Raw genomic sequence first — 17,040 nt, 5'->3', positions numbered from 1 at the left:
TTATGGGGACATGGAAAATAATTCGGGCGTTTACAATACAGATCATTCATACCAGTTAATATATTAAAGAGGGTGCTGGAAAACCGATTAAACGCAGTTTCGCCAAAGACGGTGAGGCATTTTGTCGTATGAAAAAGAAGTTTTTACGAAGGTTGCCGTCTGATAAAAATCATTGTGACAACAGAGGCGGAGGCATCTTCACTTCAAAGACAATTGCGGTTGGATAAAACAAACAGGCATTTTGCATGTGAATGGGAAGAACTTATGCGAAGGCTTGCCGGCGATGAGATAAGTCCGTTACTTACACAACATCATCAGAGAGAGCTTCAGGTGTTATGAAAAAAGCGCCTACGTTATTATGAGAAAGCGCATCATATCATTGATACGACAGGAAAGTCAATTGACCACATTGTGGATGTGGATGAAATCGTTACAGTGATTGAAAACAAAATGATATGGAAATACTAGTGAAAAAAGAGGATGGTGACAATCGATGTCGACCAACGATTATGTGAAATTTGTCACCCAACAATTTGTCACTTACATGGATCAACCAAAAGAAGAGAGAAAGAAAAAACGCGTGCAGAGAAAACAAGAAAAGCCAGCGCTTTTATATCGGTGGTTCGGGATGATTCCGTTTTCGCTTCGCCTGTTGTTTCGGCGAAAATCATAAAACTTGAAGGGATATCTCCATTGGCGGAGATATCCCTTCTTTTTCTCTAAGAGCGCGGCTGTAGATAAAATAGGCCGCCATTAATGACGGAAACAATAATTCTTGGCTTATATTGCTCCTCCAATGCTTCTTTTTCAATGTAATAGCATTCCGGTTTTTCTTCCATATCCTCATAAAAATGGTCGAGAAGTGCTAAATCCTCGTCCCATCTTTCTTTTGCTTCCTTTGCCCATGCGTGATCATCCTGTTCAATACGATGTTTGATATATTGCTCTAAACGCCCCAGTCCGCTTTGCGGTTTAATGAGCGGGGAGATTGTAAAGCAGTAATCAGGTATTTTGGGAGTAAGAACAAGCTGCTGCAATCGTTCTTGAAATTGTTCGACAATGGTTCCGCTAATTAAATGAACTCCGAGCGATAGCAGTTGATCTCGCTTTCGGTCGCATTGATACGAAATTTTTACATTCAATCCAAGCCATGGATGAAGCGGAACAAATGATTGACCCGAGGCTGTTATTTGTTCGTATAGGCGAATATAGCTGCCGCGTTTTTGTGCCGATTGAAAAATTTGATGTAACCGTGGCGAACCGAAGTGTAGACGTTCTCCATCAAGAGAGCTTGTTTTTTCCGTTTGTTTTGTGATGAGCGTCAATTTCATCGGTGCAGGGGTTCCACCCGTTCGTTCAATGTAGTGCCAATAAAATGGACGGTTCATTAGCTCTTTATCCAACTCAATAGATAGTTGAACGGTCATATATCCTTCGTCGTTTTCGACGATGTCACATTCATTGGCTTGAAAATATCGTTCAAGAAAATGATGAATCTCATGTTGCTGCATAATGTTCCCCACCTTTTGCGAGCTGATCGGCAAAATCAATCATGGCTGTTAAATTTTCTATTTTAATTTTCATTTCTCCTTCACTGCGCGAGTGGAAGAAAATGTCATGTAAGTAGTCTTCAAAATCATTCATATTCATTTTCGCTAAAATATCGTCTAATTCGCCAACGACTCGTTCAAATAAGTGAATTTTTTCATAAAGCAGTTTTAACATGTGTTCCTCGATCGTATCCTTAACGGCAAAATTATAAATATGGACATCGTTCATCTGTCCTAATCGGTGTACACGACCGATCCGTTGTTCAAGGCGCATTGGATTCCAAGGTAAATCATAATTAATGACATGGTGACAAAATTGCAAGTTAATGCCCTCGCCTCCTGCTTCAGTAGCGATGAGAACTTGAGCACGGCTTTTAAACAATTCTTTCATCCAGTCTTTTTTTCCGCGTTTAAACCCGCCGCGAAACGGAACGGACGAAATGCCCTGCTGTTTTAAAAACCACTGCAAATAAAGCTGAGTTGCGCGATATTCCGTAAAAATAATGACTTTATCATTAATGTTTTGAATGAGCTCTAGCGCTTTTTCGGCTTTGGAATTTGTGGTGACTGCATTCATTTTTTCTAGTAGTTCTTGAAAGTAGGCAGGAGCATCTCCGTCATATTTGTCCATCATATTTTTGAGGGTGAGAAATAGCGCTTCGCGGCTGCTGCATGCTTCGCGAAGCATCGTAATAAGCGAAAATTGACTACCTAACGATTTTGTATCATAGTATTTCAAAGCTTGGACGGCGTTATATAGTTCGCGTTCTTCGTTGGAAAACTCAATCATCACTGTCTCAACGTGTCGCTTTGACCATTCGATGCCTGTATCAGCACGTCGATTGCGAATCATCACTTTATTGACAAGCGCTTTTAAATGCTCATCTGTTTGCAATGACCGTTTTTTTTCATACATTTCTGTAAAATACGCCGCATTTCCTAAATGTCCGGGCTTTAATAGTGAAACGAGGTTAAAAATTTCTTCGATTCGATTTTGGATCGGTGTTGCTGTCAACAATAAACAAAATTTCTTTTTCAAATTTTGTACAAACTCATAGTTTTTTGTCTTATTGTTTTTCAGTTTATGGGCTTCATCAATAATGACCATATCGTATTGTTGTTGATAAATGATTTCACGGTGCGGACTCTTTTTCGCTGTATCAATGGATGACACGACAACATCACACTGCTCCCATACGTAGCTTTTTTTCTGCTGTACGGCAGGAATAAAGAATTTTTCATTTAGCTCCATCGCCCATTGTGATACGAGAGAGGCAGGCACAAGAATAAGTACTTTTTTAACAAGACCACGAATCATATATTCTTTCAAAATCAACCCCGCTTCGATCGTCTTTCCAAGCCCGACTTCATCAGCCAAAATGGCTTTTCCGTTCATTTTTTCAACGACTTGTCTAGCGACCTCCAGTTGATGTGGAAGTGGTGTAAGGTGTGGTAAATGTTTCGGAGCTTGCAAGCCATCGAAATCGGGAACGCTTAAATGTGTTGCTGCTTCTAAAGACAATTGATATAGCTCCCAGCTTGTCCAAGGTCCATCTTTCTCAACTCGTTCAAGAAATCCTTTCTTCCAAGATGTATCAAATTCTATATCGATCATGGTCAACCATCTCCTTTATATTAACGAACATTATATTTTTAATTAATTCAAATGTTCATTATTTAACTAATGATTGTATAAAAATAACAATAAAAAGTTCGTTTATTTTTTGTTTTTTTCACATATTTTTGTTGCTCTTATCCGTTCATTAATGGTAGTATAATAATAAATTAGAAAGTTAAAAAAATTATTACGCTATGCTTTACATAGTGTACCCATTTTCTTGAAAATTATATATCGGCGAATGAGAACAAGGGGAGAGACTACGTTGATGTAGCGCCGAAGGAGCAAGCGGAAGACGCGAATCTCTCAGGCAAAAAGACTCTTGTTTGACGCATCTCTGGAGAGTGTTTACGTTCGTGAACCACCCAAGAGGAAACCTATTATGAAATAGGGAAACTTTCAGGTGCTAGGACAGAGACCTTCATTAACGCATATGGGGGTAGTCTGTCCTTTTTTATTGACTCATGACAGGAGGAAAACGTATGTTAAAACGCACACCTTTGTTTTCTGTGTATGCGAGATACGGTGCAAAGACGATCGATTTTGGCGGATGGGAGCTGCCCGTTCAATTTTCCAGCATTAAAGAAGAACATGAAGCAGTACGTACACGAGCCGGTTTGTTTGACGTATCTCATATGGGAGAAATTGAAGTAAAAGGGAGCGACAGCTTTGCTTTTTTGCAAAAAGTGATGACGAACGATGTCGCCAAATTAACAGAGGGCCGTGCTCAATATACCCTCATGTGTTACGAAAACGGCGGGACGGTTGATGATTTATTAATTTATAAAAAAGCAGATGACTACTATCTTCTTGTCGTCAATGCGGCCAATATCGAAAAAGATTTTGAGTGGCTTAACCAGCACGCATTCGGTGACGTCGAGCTTGTCAACATTTCCACGGAAATTGCTCAGCTTGCTTTGCAAGGACCGCTTGCGGAACACGTATTACAAAAGCTGACTGAGGTTGATTTATCACAAATCAAGTTTTTCGGATTTAGAGATGACGTTGAGTTTCAAGGTGTTAAGTCGCTCGTTTCCCGAACTGGATATACGGGGGAAGACGGTTTTGAAATTTATTGCCGAGCTGGAGATGCAGTAACGCTTTGGAAGGCGATTTTAGAAGCGGGAAAGGAAGAAGGCGTCCTTCCGTGTGGGCTTGGTGCGCGCGATACGCTTCGCTTTGAAGCGACACTCCCGCTTTATGGTCAAGAACTTTCTAAAGACATCACACCGATTGAGGCAGGGCTTGGCTTTGCCGTCAAAACGAATAAGGAAGTTGATTTTATTGGCAAAGATGTATTGAAAAAACAAAAAGAAGAAGGAACACTACGGAAGTTAGTTGGCATTGAAATGATCGACAAAGGCATTCCGCGTCATGGATATCAAGTATTTTCCGGAGATGAGGAAATCGGTGTTATTACTACAGGAACACAATCGCCGACATTGAAGAAAAACATTGGATTAGCATTAATTAAAACGGAATTTTCAACTCTTGATACCGAAGTGGAAGTTGATATTCGCGGCAGACGCTTAAAAGCGAAAGTGGTGGAGACACCATTTTATAAGCGTGCGAAATAAAGGAAAAGGAGAGAATGTGCTATGCTTCATCGTTATTTGCCGATGACGGAAGAAGATAAACAAGAGATGCTGAAAGTAATTGGCGTTGACTCGATAGATGAACTGTTTTCCGATATTCCAGAAAGCGTGCGCTTTAATCGTGACTATCATATTAAAAAAGCGAAATCAGAACCGGAATTAATGAAGGAGTTAACAGCACTTGCTGCAAAAAATGCCGACATTAAACGTTATACTTCGTTTCTTGGCGCAGGAGTATACGATCACTACATTCCTATCATTGTCGACCATGTTATTTCCCGTTCGGAATTTTATACAGCCTATACACCGTATCAGCCGGAAATTTCACAAGGGGAATTGCAAGCGATTTTTGAATTCCAAACGATGATTTGTGAATTGACGGGAATGGATGTCGCCAACTCTTCGATGTACGATGGCGGTACCGCGCTTGCCGAAGCGGCATTGTTAAGTACAGCGCATACGAAAAAGAAAAAAGTGCTTCTATCGAAAGCCGTTCATCCAGAATATCGCGACGTTGTGAAGACGTACGCGAAAGGACCGGGGCTTGAAGTCATTGAGCTTCCAATTCAAAACGGTGTGACTGATCTTGAAGCGTTACAAGCCGAAATGGATGACCAAGTTGCCTGTGTTATTGTCCAGTATCCGAACTTTTTCGGACAAATTGAACCGCTAAAAGACATTGAACTGATTGCTCATGCAGGAAAAAGCATGTTCGTTGTCGCAAGCAATCCGCTTGCCCTTGGCATATTAACCCCGCCGGGCAAGTTTGGAGCAGACATCGTTGTTGGTGATGCTCAGGTCTTCGGAATTCCAACGCAATTTGGCGGACCGCATTGCGGATACTTTGCCGTAAAATCGGCGCTTATGCGAAAGATTCCGGGGCGCCTCGTCGGCCAAACGACCGATGAAGAAGGACGCCGCGGTTTCGTCTTAACGCTGCAAGCGCGTGAACAACATATTCGCCGCGATAAAGCCACATCGAATATTTGCTCCAACCAAGCGTTAAATGCTTTAGCTGCTTCTGTTGCAATGACAGCACTCGGCAAAAAAGGCGTAAAAGAAATGGCAACGATGAACATTCAAAAAGCGCATTATGCGAAAGCGCAGTTGGTTGAACATGGCTTCGACGTGCCGTTTACGGGACCGTTCTTTAATGAGTTCGTTGTCCGCCTTGATCAGCCTGTCAAGGAAGTCAACAAGCGCCTGCTTGAAAAAGGGATTATCGGCGGATACGATGTCGGACACGATTATCCGGAGCTGGAAAACCATATGCTAATTGCGGTAACAGAATTGCGGACAAAAGAAGAAATTGACACGCTTGTGAAGGAATTGGGGGATATTCATGCGTAAAGATCAACCACTTATTTTCGAACTCAGCAAACCTGATCGTATCGGTTATAGTTTGCCGGCACTTGATGTTCCTGAACTGAACATCGAGAAAGTGATTCCAGCCGATTACATTCGTACGGAAGAACCAGAACTTCCGGAAGTGTCTGAACTTGATATTATGCGCCATTACACCGCGTTATCGAAGCGTAATCACGGCGTCGATTCCGGCTTTTATCCGCTCGGATCTTGTACGATGAAGTACAATCCGAAAATCAACGAAAACGTCGCCCGCCTGCCTGGATTTGCGCATATTCATCCGCTTCAGCCGGAAGAAACGGTACAAGGAGCGCTTGAGTTAATGTATGATCTGCAAGAGCATTTAAAAGAAATTACCGGCATGGATGCCGTAACATTGCAACCGGCGGCAGGGGCGCATGGAGAATGGACTGGCTTAATGATGATTCGTGCATATCACGAAGCAAACGGCGATTATAAGCGCACAAAGGTCATTGTTCCGGACTCCGCGCACGGAACAAACCCAGCTTCGGCTACGGTGGCAGGTTTTGAAACGATTACGGTGAAATCAACAGAAAGCGGTTTAGTCGATTTAGAAGACTTAAAACGCGTCGTCGGCCCAGATACAGCCGCACTTATGTTAACGAATCCGAACACACTTGGCTTATTTGAAGAAAACATTTTAGAAATGGCACAAATCGTTCATGAGGCCGGCGGAAAACTGTACTATGATGGTGCGAACTTAAACGCCGTATTAAGCAAAGCAAGACCGGGGGATATGGGTTTTGACGTCGTGCATTTGAACCTTCATAAAACGTTTACCGGTCCTCACGGCGGTGGCGGTCCAGGTTCTGGTCCAGTCGGCGTCAAAGAGGATTTGATTCCATTTTTGCCAAAACCGGTCGTCTCAAAAGGAGAAAATGGCTACTATCTTGACTACGACAGACCGCAAGCAATCGGTCGCGTAAAACCATTTTACGGCAACTTCGGCATTAACGTTCGTGCGTATACGTATATTCGCTCCATGGGTCCGGACGGCTTAAAAGCGGTTACGGAATACGCCGTATTAAATGCCAACTACATGATGCGCCGTTTAGCCGAGTATTACGACTTGCCATATGATCGTCATTGCAAACACGAGTTTGTCTTGTCCGGCAAACGGCAAAAGAAATTGGGTGTGCGTACGCTTGATATTGCAAAGCGGCTCTTAGATTTCGGCTACCATCCGCCAACGATTTATTTCCCGCTCATTGTCGAAGAGTGCATGATGATTGAGCCGACGGAGACAGAATCAAAAGAAACGTTAGATGCTTTTATTGATGCGATGATTCAAATCGCTAAAGAAGCCGAAGAAAATCCAGAAATCGTTCAAGAAGCACCACATACTACCGTTGTCAAACGGTTAGACGAAACTACCGCAGCGCGCAAGCCAATCTTGCGCTATCAAAAACGGTAGAAAATAGAAAAAGCGATTCATCCCATTGTGGGTGAATCGTTTTTTGTAAATATTATCGAGGAATATGGCGAGCTTTACAGTCGATAAACCGAACAGTATAAAAACTTATGTGTTGTGAAGACAAACTAAAAAATAAGAGATCCACCATAACCCGGTGAATCTCTATTTTTTCTTCACTTTCCCTGTCCATTGTTTAAAGCCGCCTTTTAAATGGTAAAGGTCGCGATATCCTTTTCGGTAAAGTATTTGGGCGGCACGGCCACTGCGCAGTCCGCTTTGACAGTATAAATAAATCGGTTGATCTTTTCGTAATTCTTTCATACGCAGACGCAATTGCGTAAGTGGAATATTACGTGCTCCTAAAATATGGCCAGCTGCATATTCATCCGGCTCGCGAACATCGATTAGTTGCGCTTTGCGATAACCAGCACGAAACTCCTCTTCCGTCAGCGCTTTCACCATTTTTCGCTGCATGAGATATGTCACGACGGAATAGACAATAATCGCACCGAGGACAATGAGTAGTACTGTCACGAGTGTAGCCCCCTTTTTCTTCATTCGACAACTTCTATTATATAAGCGTTATCTTTGAGAAGCAAAGCATTTTCCATAGCTCTTTTAAATTCCTTGGAAACGTAGTATCTTTCATCATAGAGGAGCCTTCTTTCTTAAGAGTAATAGCTTATTACTATTAGCAAGAAGAGAATCCTCTTTCTTTATTTTTGTTTGTCATTCACCCCCGATAGCGTTTTTCTTTCCATGATTCGTTTTGTTTGTTAAACTAGTAAGCGCGAATTCAAAGATAAAGAAGGGTTGAAAGATGGAAAAAGAAAGATGGCGATTTATTGACTCTGGTTATTGTTCTCCAGCGTTTAATATGGCGCTTGATGAAGCGCTGCTTGATTGGCATAGCGAAGGAAAAATTCCGCCGACGATTCGGTTTTACGGTTGGAATCCGCCGACATTGTCGATTGGATATTTTCAAAAAGTCGAAAAAGAGATTGATATGGATGCGGTTAAAAAACATGGACTTGGTTTTGTCAGAAGACCGACAGGCGGACGTGGCGTTCTTCACGACAAAGAATTAACGTACAGCGTCATCGTTTCCGAGGAACATCCTGACATGCCGAAAACGGTGACAGAAGCCTATCGCGTTATCTCCCAAGGTATTTTAGAAGGATTTCGCCTGCTAGGATTGGACGCCTATTTTGCTGTTCCGAAAACAGAACAAGAAAAAGCGGACTTGAAAAATCCGCGTTCCGCTGTTTGCTTTGATGCTCCATCTTGGTACGAGCTTGTTGTCGAAGGAAGAAAAGTGGCGGGAAGTGCGCAAACAAGACAAAAGGGCGTCATTTTACAGCACGGTTCGATTTTGCTTGACCTAGATGAGGAGCTATTGTTTAGTCTGTTTAAATATCCAAATGAACGTGTGAAAGAGCGTCTGCAGCGCAATTTTAAACATAAAGCAGTCGCAATCAATGAATTAACGGATCGAAAAGTAACGATCGAAGAAGCCAAAGAAGCGTTTTATAAAGGCTTCGAGCAGGGGCTTGACATCATTTTGGAGCCATATGTGTTATCGGAAGAAGAAATAGAGTACGTCAACGAGCTCGCTAGAAAAAAATATGAAAGCGACGAATGGAATTTTAGACGATAAAGTGCGGTATGAAGCGGCATTCATTTTTCTCCTCTTTCGGCAACCTTGAAAATGTTTCATTTGTCGGCAAAAAGGATGGAATTTTGGCGATTCCCTCCTTTTTTCGCCATTTTCTATTGTTTTTTTGATTTGACAAAATGATAAATAATTGACCTAAAACACAATATATAGTATGTATTATTAAAAAAATCATACTATATATTGTTTTTTTGTTGATTTCTTTTAGGACGATATGGTAACTTAAACTAGACAGAATATGCAGGCAGAAATATGATGTAGAATTAGAAAGAAGAGGAGAGATTGGAAAATGACGGTGGTGTCTTCGGAAAAAATGAGTATTAATATTGAAAAACTGAATGAGGATATTCGCCTTTTTCCACAAGTACATCCGATTACTGAGGATATGCATATCACCCATAAAGGCGTTTCCCGTTTAGTGATGTTAGACCGCTATTCCTTTAAAGACACAGAAAAGTTGACGCTAAGTGTCGGCGACTTTGTTGTGCTCACCGTAAAAGAGGATCCGAAATTTCCAGCCCGCGGACTCGGCTTTATTGTCGATATTGATTGGGAAAGTAAAAAGGCACAAGTGCTCGTTGAAGAAGAGTATCGGAATGTATTAGAAGGAGAAGAAGCAGAAACAGGCATTGTCGTCCGCTCACTCGATACGATTGATAAGCCGCTTGAAATTTTTTATGAACAAATCGCGAAACGGAATGCGACAGGTCTTTCCGCTGTCGAAAAAACAGAAGAAAAACGAAAAGAATGGTTTGAAAAATTTTATCAAGAACTTGTCAATTTGAATTTTGTTCCGGCGGGGCGCGTGCTTTACGGTGCCGGATCAGGTACGGAAGTGACGTATTTTAATTGTTATGTGATGCCGTTTGTCAAAGACTCGCGCGAGGGAATTTCCGAACATCGCAAACAAGTAATGGAAATTATGAGCCGCGGTGGTGGCGTCGGTACAAACGGTTCGACATTACGTCCACGCAACACATTAGCGCGCGGTGTTAACGGCAAATCGTCCGGATCCGTCTCATGGCTCGATGACATTGCCAAGCTTACCCATCTTGTTGAGCAAGGTGGCTCCCGTTAATTAGCGCCAAACGGCGGGAGTAAAATCTCGTGAATTGCTGGGATACCCTAAAGCCAACTTGACCACAACGTAGCTGGCAACGGCAAGCGTGACGGTGTAAAAACAAGTTGGATGTAACAATGGGCGATCAGCAGCCAAGCATCTCTGGAAACGGAGATGAAGGTTCAGAGACTATCGAAACTTCCTAAGACATCAGTTAAGGAAGGAGTAGACTAAACGTGCGGTAACGCTCGTTTAGGGCACGAGACAAAGAGATTTATTCTCTTTGATGATATAGTCCGATCTCTAGTGAAAGCTAGAGAGCTAGGCAGAAATGACCTAGCCCACTTGTACGGAGTGAGTAACAAATTGCGTGGCGCACAAATGATTATGCTTGCTGATTGGCATCCGGACATTATTGAGTTCATCGTTTCCAAAATGCAAAATCCGCGCATTTTGCGTTATTTAATTGAAAATATGGAAGATGAGGGAATTAAAAAAGCGGCACAAGATAAATTAAAGTTTACGCCACTGACTGAGCAGGAACGTGCGATGTACCAAGGAATTGTCAACTATAAAAACATACCGGGTTATGGCGGATTCAGCGAACAAATTATTAAAGAAGCCGAAGAAAAATTGCGTGCAGGCGGCACATACAGCGTACATAACCCGGACTTTTTAACAGGTGCCAACATTTCCGTTTGCTTAACGAAAGAGTTTATGCAAGCCGTTGAAGAGGATAAAGAGTACGAACTGCGCTTCCCGGATGTAGAGACGTACTCGGAAGAAGAAATGCGCATTTATAACGAGAAATGGCATGAAGTCGGCGATGTTCGCGAATGGGAAAAAATGGGCTATCGTGTGCGCGTCTACCGTAAAATTCGTGCAAGAGAGCTTTGGAAGCTCATTAACATTTGCGCAACATATTCAGCTGAACCAGGCATTTTCTTTATCGATAACGCCAACGACATGACGAACGCAAGAGCGTACGGACAAAAGGTGGTTGCGACAAATCCGTGTGGTGAATGATTTGCCTCACGTTAAAAACTGCGGAATGAAGCAGGAACCCTGAGATGGGAACCTGAACCGAAGGCTGAGCCTAAAAACTCAGTCAGGGGCAACGCATAGGAGCTGAACCTTCAACAATAACCTCTTCATAAAGTTATGACAGGTTCAATTTATGTAATTAGAAATGTGATAAATGGAAAATGTTATGTTGGCCAGACTATCCAAAAAACAGAAGATAGACTTAAACAACACTACTCAATAGGAATCAAATACAACCAATGAAAAGCAGCGAACATAAACCTGTTATTACTGAAGAGGAAAAATTGAAGATTGCACAACTGTATCGGGATGGACTGTCAACAAAAGAAATAGCTGCAATGCTGAATAGAAGTGAAAGAGGTATAAGAAGATACAGGGGTTATTGTTGAAGAATATAATGCTGTCAGAAAAAATCTGACCACTTAAAAGCTGACTATCTAAGAGCTTTTAAGTGCCCACGAGGCCGCAGCATTAGACGATATGTCTAATGAAAACGTATGCTGAACTAACGGGAAATGAACCGTTAGAACTATCGGATAAAAAGCCGATAGGGTAACAGAACTGGAACAACCACTCGCGCCGTATTCCGTGTGCAACTTGGCAGCGGTGAATTTAGCGAATATGGTCGACAAAGAAAAGAAAGTCGTCGACTACGAAAAGCTAAAACGCACCGTGGAAATCGGCGTGAGAATGCAAGATAACGTGATTGACGCAACCCCTTATTTCCTTGAGGAGAACAAAAAGCAAGCGCTCGGTGAACGCCGCATCGGTTTAGGTGTCATGGGATTGGCGGACTTATTGATTTATTGCGAAAAAGAGTATGGGTCTGAAGAAGGCAACCAACTTGTCGATGAAGTGTTTAAAACGATTGCGACAACCGCGTACCGCGCGTCGATTGAGCTGGCGAAAGAAAAAGGCAGCTTCCCGTTCCTCGTTGGTGAAACGGAAGAAGAAACGCAAAAATTGCGACAAGCATTTATTAACACTGGCTATATGAAAAAGATGCCGGAAGATATTCGTCAAGACATTTTAAAATATGGCATTCGCAACTCACACTTGCTGACTGTGGCTCCGACGGGTAGCACTGGTACGATGGTCGGCGTTTCAACAGGATTAGAGCCTTATTTCTCATTCTCTTACTACCGCAGCGGCCGTCTTGGCAAGTTTATCGAAGTAAAAGCGGATATTGTTCAAGAATATTTGGACAAACATCCAGAAGCGGATCCGAACAACTTACCGCATTGGTTCGTGACAGCAATGGATTTATCGCCGGAAGCGCATGCCGATGTGCAATGCATCATTCAACGCTGGGTTGATTCAAGTCTTTCCAAAACCGTTAACGCGCCAAGAGGCTATACAGTCGAACAAGTCCAAAAAGTGTACGAGCGCCTATGGAGAGGCGGCGCAAAAGGCGGTACGGTTTATGTAGACGGCAGCCGCGATGCGCAGGTATTAACGTTGAAAGCGGAAGAAAACACGTTTGAAGAACAACTTGAATTAATTCCAGAAGAAAAAGGACAAGAAACAAAACGTGCTGTTGTGTTGGTTGATACGATTCAAGATTTGCGGGCAACAGATGTCACGATCGGCTCTGAAGTCGGCAACATTTGTCCGGTTTGCCGTGAGGGTACGGTTGAAGAAATCGGCGGCTGCAACACATGCACAAGCTGCGGTGCGCAGTTGAAGTGTGGACTGTAGTTTAACATAATTCCGAAAGAGTCAAAGGATTATTTACTCGGAAAAGGAGCTATCTCATGGCTTATGAGACAGCTCCTTTTTTATTGTTAGTTGAATAACATTAAATATTCTGAGAAATTAGTTCCTTCATTTAGATAGTTTTCTGCGAGAATTTTTAATGGCTTAAAGGCTATCTATAGAAGGAATTTTTTCTGATGTGGCGAAACCTTTTTTGCTGAATGCAGATTTCTTTAAAACAAAAGAATCAAGTGCGATTGTGTTGTTTTATCAATTGGTAAGCGCTTAGTACTACTATATAAAAGAGAATGATTGGATTTCATTTTACGAAAGAGGGGATGGTTTTGAATGATATTGAGCAGATATTGTTTAAAGTTTAGTCAATTAAGTCAAGTTCAAAATGGACACAGCCCCCCTGCGAAAGGGCAATGTAGGGTAGTCGCCTTAGTGGAAATATTGAAAATACGTATGTCTGAAGATTGGCATTTTTACAATCGAATAAATGGCGAGTGCTATGATTTGATAGAATCTCAGTTTTCACAATCAATCCAATATGGCAATACACGTATTCAAACATTTTACTAATAATAAAATGGATGATCATGGAGCTAACTAGTTAAGGTGAATGAGTTAAACGTATCGGAGTAGTAAAGGACTTCAAGCCCGATAAAAGAACATGTTTCATGACCGTGAATGCGGTAAACACAAGATTGTGAAGGAGATCCTGAAAAGCTTTCGTGACTATATGGGGATTCTGGGTTAACGTCTCTATTTAGTTAAAAATAGAATAAATATGATAAAAGGATTGTGCTGGCACAATTCTTTTGTATTTGGAGGTTGGAACAATTGAAAGAGTTACAGTTAGAAAAAAACAGAAGTCATTACCGCTGGTTTGTGTTGTTTTTAGCCACATGGATTCAAGCAGCGGCGTCCCTTATCACGCAAGGAATTGGGCCATTGTCTACCTATTGGAAGGAAGTGTACGGTTTTTCGGAAACTCAAGCATCTGCTTTAGTTTCAGCGGTTAATATCGGTCCAATTTTATCGATGATGTTTCTTGGAAAAATGATTGATCGAAGCGGGGAGCGCTGGATATTAGGAATTTGTGCGGTGTTGCTTGGAATGACGATGGGAGGTTCCTTAGTAGCAAAGAATTTCGACATTTTATTCTTACTTTTAATCATTGTAGGGATTTGGTACGGCGCGTCACAACCGGGAGGAAGTAAACTTATTACTCACTGGTTTACAGCGCAAGAGCGAGGAATCGCGATGGGAATTAGGCAGGTGGGAATTCCTTTTGGAGGGGCATTAGGCTCTGCTATTATTCCTTGGCTAGCTACCAAGTATCATGTAAGTGTAGCTATTTTATTTCCAGTTAGTTTGTCGATTATTAGCGGTCTGTTGTTTCTTTTATTATATCGAGATATACAAGGCTCAGATCATGTGAAAGACAAAGAACAGCGTGTTCGCTGGCATGAAATCATCAAAGATAAAAAGTTATCCTCTGTCTTTTTAGCGGGAATATCGCTTGTTTCTCTTCAGTTCATTTTAGTTGCTCATTTTATGGCGTTTCTTATGAATCAGATTGGCATGTCATTCACTCATGCCGGGATGTATTTATCTTTAGTTCAACTATCAGGAATGATCGGAAGAATTGTTATTGCTTGGATTAGCGATAACATGTATAAAGGAAATCGAATTCGTCCTTTGATTATGTGTATTTGCCTTACAGTGGTTTCTATCTTTTTTCTCTTAGGATTGAACGAGAATACTCCACAATGGTTAATGATTATTGTAAGCATCTTATTAGGATTCTTCGGCATGGGATGGTACAGTTTATACATTGTTTATATTTCTGAAAATGCCTCAGAAAATCAAATTGCCTATACGGTCAGCATTGGATTGACTTTGAATCAAATCGCGATTGTATTTGCACCTTTTTTATTTGGTGTTATCGTTGATTTTCAGCATGATTATCATTGGCCATGGTTTATACTGGCTGTACTAATCGCGTTAGCTGGAGTGAATTTATTGAAATTTTCGAAAGAGGATTATTTGAAAAATATTAATCAATCCTTGTAAGCAGATATCGTTCAAAAATGGATGGAAAAGTTTTTGTAACTATGAAAACAATGATTTTCATTCGTTTTTTTATATCGAAATTTGTATCTGCTCAGAGTGGTTATCATGTATTGGCGCTTTCTGAGCAATCATCGCTCTCTATGTGGAAGAAGAGGGGAGAGGAGGAGGAAATTATCCTCCTTCTTGATTATTCTCCGAGCGGCAAGGAAACGATCATGGTTGTTCCTTTTCCTTTTGCGGATTCCACTTCAATTTCCCCGTGATGCATGGAGACGATTTTTTTCACAATTGAAAGGCCTAAGCCGCTTCCGCCACCTGAGCGGTTTCGCGATCGATCCGCTTTATAAAAACGCTCAAAAATATGCATTTTTTCCTCTTCTGACATCCCGATGCCTGTGTCGGAAATCACCACTTTTACGATCTGATCGTTTTTCTCAAGCCGGATGGAAATCGATCCGCCTTTGGGCGTGAATTTGATGCTGTTATGAAGCAGATTCATCCATACTTGATCGAGCAAGTCTTTGTCTGCTGTAATCTCCGTTTTGTCAAGCGAAATATCGATCTCCATCTCTTTTTCAAGCCATTGCGGTTCGCAGGCTAATACGATGTTTTTCAGTTGCTGATCAAGACGATACTTTTTTGGTTCGTAAGGATGATGATTTGATTCAAGAGAAGTGAGTTTTAAAAGGTTATCGCTTAATTTTGATAGTCGCTTGCTTTCCGCTTCAATAATATTGAGATAATGAAGCCGCTGCTCTTGGTCAAGCTCTTCATTCTTTAAGGCGTGAGTAAAACCGATAATCGAAGTAAGCGGTGATTGAATTTCATGCGATACATTTGATACAAATTCCTGGCGCATTTGTTCCATTTCATTCAATTCGTTAGCCATTCGGTTAATACTTTCGATGAGTTCACGAAAGAAATGAGGTGACTCGTCGGGTACGGATAAGCTCACATTGAAATTCCCGTTGGTAATTTGTTCGATTGTCTCTGTAATGGAATGGAAAAATTCGAACTGCTTTTCCCTCCATCGCGCAATCTTCGCAATGAGACGTATCGCTGTTCCTAGGATGGAAAGACCTAGTATAAAGTTTACGAGTTCCCGAAGATAATCAGAAGGTTGATAGCCGAGCTGGGCATACAAAAAGTTGGTGATGAAAAACGCCGCCGTCCAGCAAAGGACTAAAGAAATGAGAGCGGCGGAAAATCTGAATATAATAGCACGTAGGATCGTGAACTTCTTCATTTTTTTTGCACCTCTAAGCGGTAGCCCAGCCCGCGCACGGTATTAATTTTAAAACCGTACTCGGGGTCAGAAAAACGTTCGCGCAAACGTTTAATATGGACATCGACTGTCCGCTCGTCCCCTTCATAATCGTATCCCCAAATATCTTCGATTAATTGTTCTCTTGATAATGTTCTTCCCGGATAGCTTGCCAGCTTAAATAAAAGCTCAAACTCTTTTTTCGGGATCGTCAAAATGGAATCGTGGAAGGTAATCGTGTATGTTTTACGATCAAGATTCAAGTTTCCTGCTTGTACGGTCTGTGAAGCTGCTATTCGGTAACGCTTCAGTAAAGCTTTCACTCTGACAATCAGTTCAATCGGCTCAAACGGCTTGACCAGATAGTCATCAGCTCCAAGTTCAAACCCTTTCACTTTTTGGGATGTTTCACCTTTTGCGGTTAACATCAGGATAGGGATATCGGCAAACTGTCTCAGTTCTCGGCACAACTCCCAGCCATCCATAGTAGGCATCATAATGTCGAGAATAACCATATCAACTTTCACAGTTTCAAACAAAGAGAGGGCTTGTGCGCCATCAGCGGCTTCATAGATTTCAAAACCCTCTTTCTTCAATAGTACCGCTAATAATTCACGAATATGATCATCATCATCAACAATCAATATTTTTGCCATT

General features: G+C 41.7%; 14 protein-coding genes, 3 pseudogenes and 1 riboswitch. Of the genes and pseudogenes, 12 read left to right on the top strand and 5 right to left on the bottom strand.

The window, feature by feature from the left end; translation table 11 throughout:
* Positions 1 to 493 precede the first annotated feature (493 nt).
* Positions 494 to 673: a YqzE family protein gene (locus HNR31_RS01000; RefSeq protein WP_181554386.1), complete on the top strand. Its 180-nt coding sequence runs from the start codon at positions 494 to 496 to the stop codon at positions 671 to 673.
* A 46-nt stretch (positions 674 to 719) separates the two neighbouring features.
* Here HNR31_RS01000 and HNR31_RS00995 read toward each other — a convergent pair whose 3' ends face one another.
* Positions 720 to 1,511: a YqhG family protein gene (locus tag HNR31_RS00995; RefSeq protein WP_181554385.1), complete on the bottom strand. Its 792-nt coding sequence runs from the start codon at positions 1,509 to 1,511 to the stop codon at positions 720 to 722.
* On the bottom strand, positions 1,498 to 3,165 hold the full coding sequence (locus tag HNR31_RS00990; protein WP_181554384.1) for a DEAD/DEAH box helicase: 1,668 nt from the start codon (positions 3,163 to 3,165) through the stop codon (positions 1,498 to 1,500). The genes HNR31_RS00995 and HNR31_RS00990 overlap by 14 nt, the downstream gene beginning before the upstream one ends.
* A 244-nt stretch (positions 3,166 to 3,409) precedes the next feature.
* Positions 3,410 to 3,500: riboswitch (glycine riboswitch) on the top strand.
* Between the two features lie 150 nt (positions 3,501 to 3,650).
* Between HNR31_RS00990 and gcvT the strand changes: the two genes are divergently transcribed.
* From gcvT to gcvPB, 3 genes are read left to right on the top strand one after another with little or no spacing between them, the layout of a single operon-like run.
* Positions 3,651 to 4,745: a glycine cleavage system aminomethyltransferase GcvT gene (gcvT, locus tag HNR31_RS00985; RefSeq protein WP_181554383.1), complete on the top strand. Its 1,095-nt coding sequence runs from the start codon at positions 3,651 to 3,653 to the stop codon at positions 4,743 to 4,745.
* A 21-nt stretch (positions 4,746 to 4,766) separates the two neighbouring features.
* Positions 4,767 to 6,113: an aminomethyl-transferring glycine dehydrogenase subunit GcvPA gene (gene gcvPA / locus HNR31_RS00980; protein ID WP_181554382.1), complete on the top strand. Its 1,347-nt coding sequence runs from the start codon at positions 4,767 to 4,769 to the stop codon at positions 6,111 to 6,113.
* Positions 6,106 to 7,563 carry an aminomethyl-transferring glycine dehydrogenase subunit GcvPB gene (gene gcvPB / locus HNR31_RS00975; RefSeq protein ID WP_181554381.1) on the top strand — a complete coding sequence of 486 codons (1,458 nt, stop codon included), beginning with the start codon at positions 6,106 to 6,108 and terminating at the stop codon, positions 7,561 to 7,563. The genes gcvPA and gcvPB overlap by 8 nt, the downstream gene beginning before the upstream one ends.
* 162 nt (positions 7,564 to 7,725) lie before the next feature.
* On the opposite strand, the gene HNR31_RS00970 is transcribed toward gcvPB, so the two are convergent.
* Positions 7,726 to 8,097 (bottom strand): rhodanese-like domain-containing protein, encoded by a 372-nt coding sequence (locus tag HNR31_RS00970; RefSeq protein ID WP_181554380.1) that lies wholly within the window; start codon positions 8,095 to 8,097, stop codon positions 7,726 to 7,728.
* Positions 8,098 to 8,383: 286 nt separating this feature from the next.
* On the opposite strand from HNR31_RS00970, the gene HNR31_RS00965 reads away from it, so the two are divergent.
* The 8 genes and pseudogenes from HNR31_RS00965 to HNR31_RS00935 all read left to right on the top strand — a co-directional run bounded on the left by HNR31_RS00965 (position 8,384) and on the right by HNR31_RS00935 (position 15,119).
* The gene (locus HNR31_RS00965) at positions 8,384 to 9,220 is read left to right on the top strand and encodes a lipoate--protein ligase family protein (protein WP_181554379.1); all 837 of its coding nucleotides are present in this window, start codon (positions 8,384 to 8,386) and stop codon (positions 9,218 to 9,220) included.
* 307 nt (positions 9,221 to 9,527) lie between these two features.
* Positions 9,528 to 10,313 (top strand): annotated as a pseudogene (locus HNR31_RS00960) (ribonucleotide reductase N-terminal alpha domain-containing protein); the annotation flags it as partial.
* A gap of 354 nt (positions 10,314 to 10,667) precedes the next feature.
* Positions 10,668 to 11,321 (top strand): annotated as a pseudogene (locus HNR31_RS00955) (vitamin B12-dependent ribonucleotide reductase); the annotation flags it as partial.
* Positions 11,322 to 11,459: 138 nt separating this feature from the next.
* The gene (locus tag HNR31_RS19225) at positions 11,460 to 11,585 is read left to right on the top strand and encodes a GIY-YIG nuclease family protein (RefSeq protein WP_181554377.1); all 126 of its coding nucleotides are present in this window, start codon (positions 11,460 to 11,462) and stop codon (positions 11,583 to 11,585) included.
* Positions 11,582 to 11,731, top strand: coding sequence for a helix-turn-helix domain-containing protein (locus tag HNR31_RS19220; RefSeq protein WP_181554376.1), 150 nt, complete (start codon positions 11,582 to 11,584; stop codon positions 11,729 to 11,731). The genes HNR31_RS19225 and HNR31_RS19220 overlap by 4 nt, the downstream gene beginning before the upstream one ends.
* Before the next feature lie 175 nt (positions 11,732 to 11,906).
* Positions 11,907 to 13,040, top strand: a pseudogene (locus HNR31_RS00940) (vitamin B12-dependent ribonucleotide reductase); the annotation flags it as partial.
* Positions 13,041 to 13,385: 345 nt separating this feature from the next.
* The gene (locus HNR31_RS19430; protein WP_458296328.1) at positions 13,386 to 13,622 is read left to right on the top strand and encodes a YunG family protein; all 237 of its coding nucleotides are present in this window, start codon (positions 13,386 to 13,388) and stop codon (positions 13,620 to 13,622) included.
* A gap of 261 nt (positions 13,623 to 13,883) precedes the next feature.
* Positions 13,884 to 15,119, top strand: coding sequence for an MFS transporter (locus HNR31_RS00935; RefSeq protein ID WP_181554375.1), 1,236 nt, complete (start codon positions 13,884 to 13,886; stop codon positions 15,117 to 15,119).
* A gap of 187 nt (positions 15,120 to 15,306) precedes the next feature.
* Here the strand turns inward: HNR31_RS00935 and HNR31_RS00930 are convergent, their stop codons facing one another.
* Positions 15,307 to 16,365, bottom strand: coding sequence for a sensor histidine kinase (locus tag HNR31_RS00930; protein ID WP_181554374.1), 1,059 nt, complete (start codon positions 16,363 to 16,365; stop codon positions 15,307 to 15,309).
* On the bottom strand, positions 16,362 to 17,039 hold the full coding sequence (locus HNR31_RS00925) for a response regulator transcription factor (RefSeq protein WP_181554373.1): 678 nt from the start codon (positions 17,037 to 17,039) through the stop codon (positions 16,362 to 16,364). Before HNR31_RS00925 ends, HNR31_RS00930 begins: the two co-directional genes overlap by 4 nt.
* Position 17,040 lies beyond the last annotated feature (1 nt).

It is taken from the genome of Thermaerobacillus caldiproteolyticus, from assembly GCF_013761245.1.
Taxonomy (GTDB): Bacteria; Bacillota; Bacilli; order Bacillales; family Anoxybacillaceae; genus Thermaerobacillus; species Thermaerobacillus caldiproteolyticus.
Note: the sequence above shows the minus strand (reverse complement) of the source record. Positions and strands in the feature narration are given on the sequence as shown.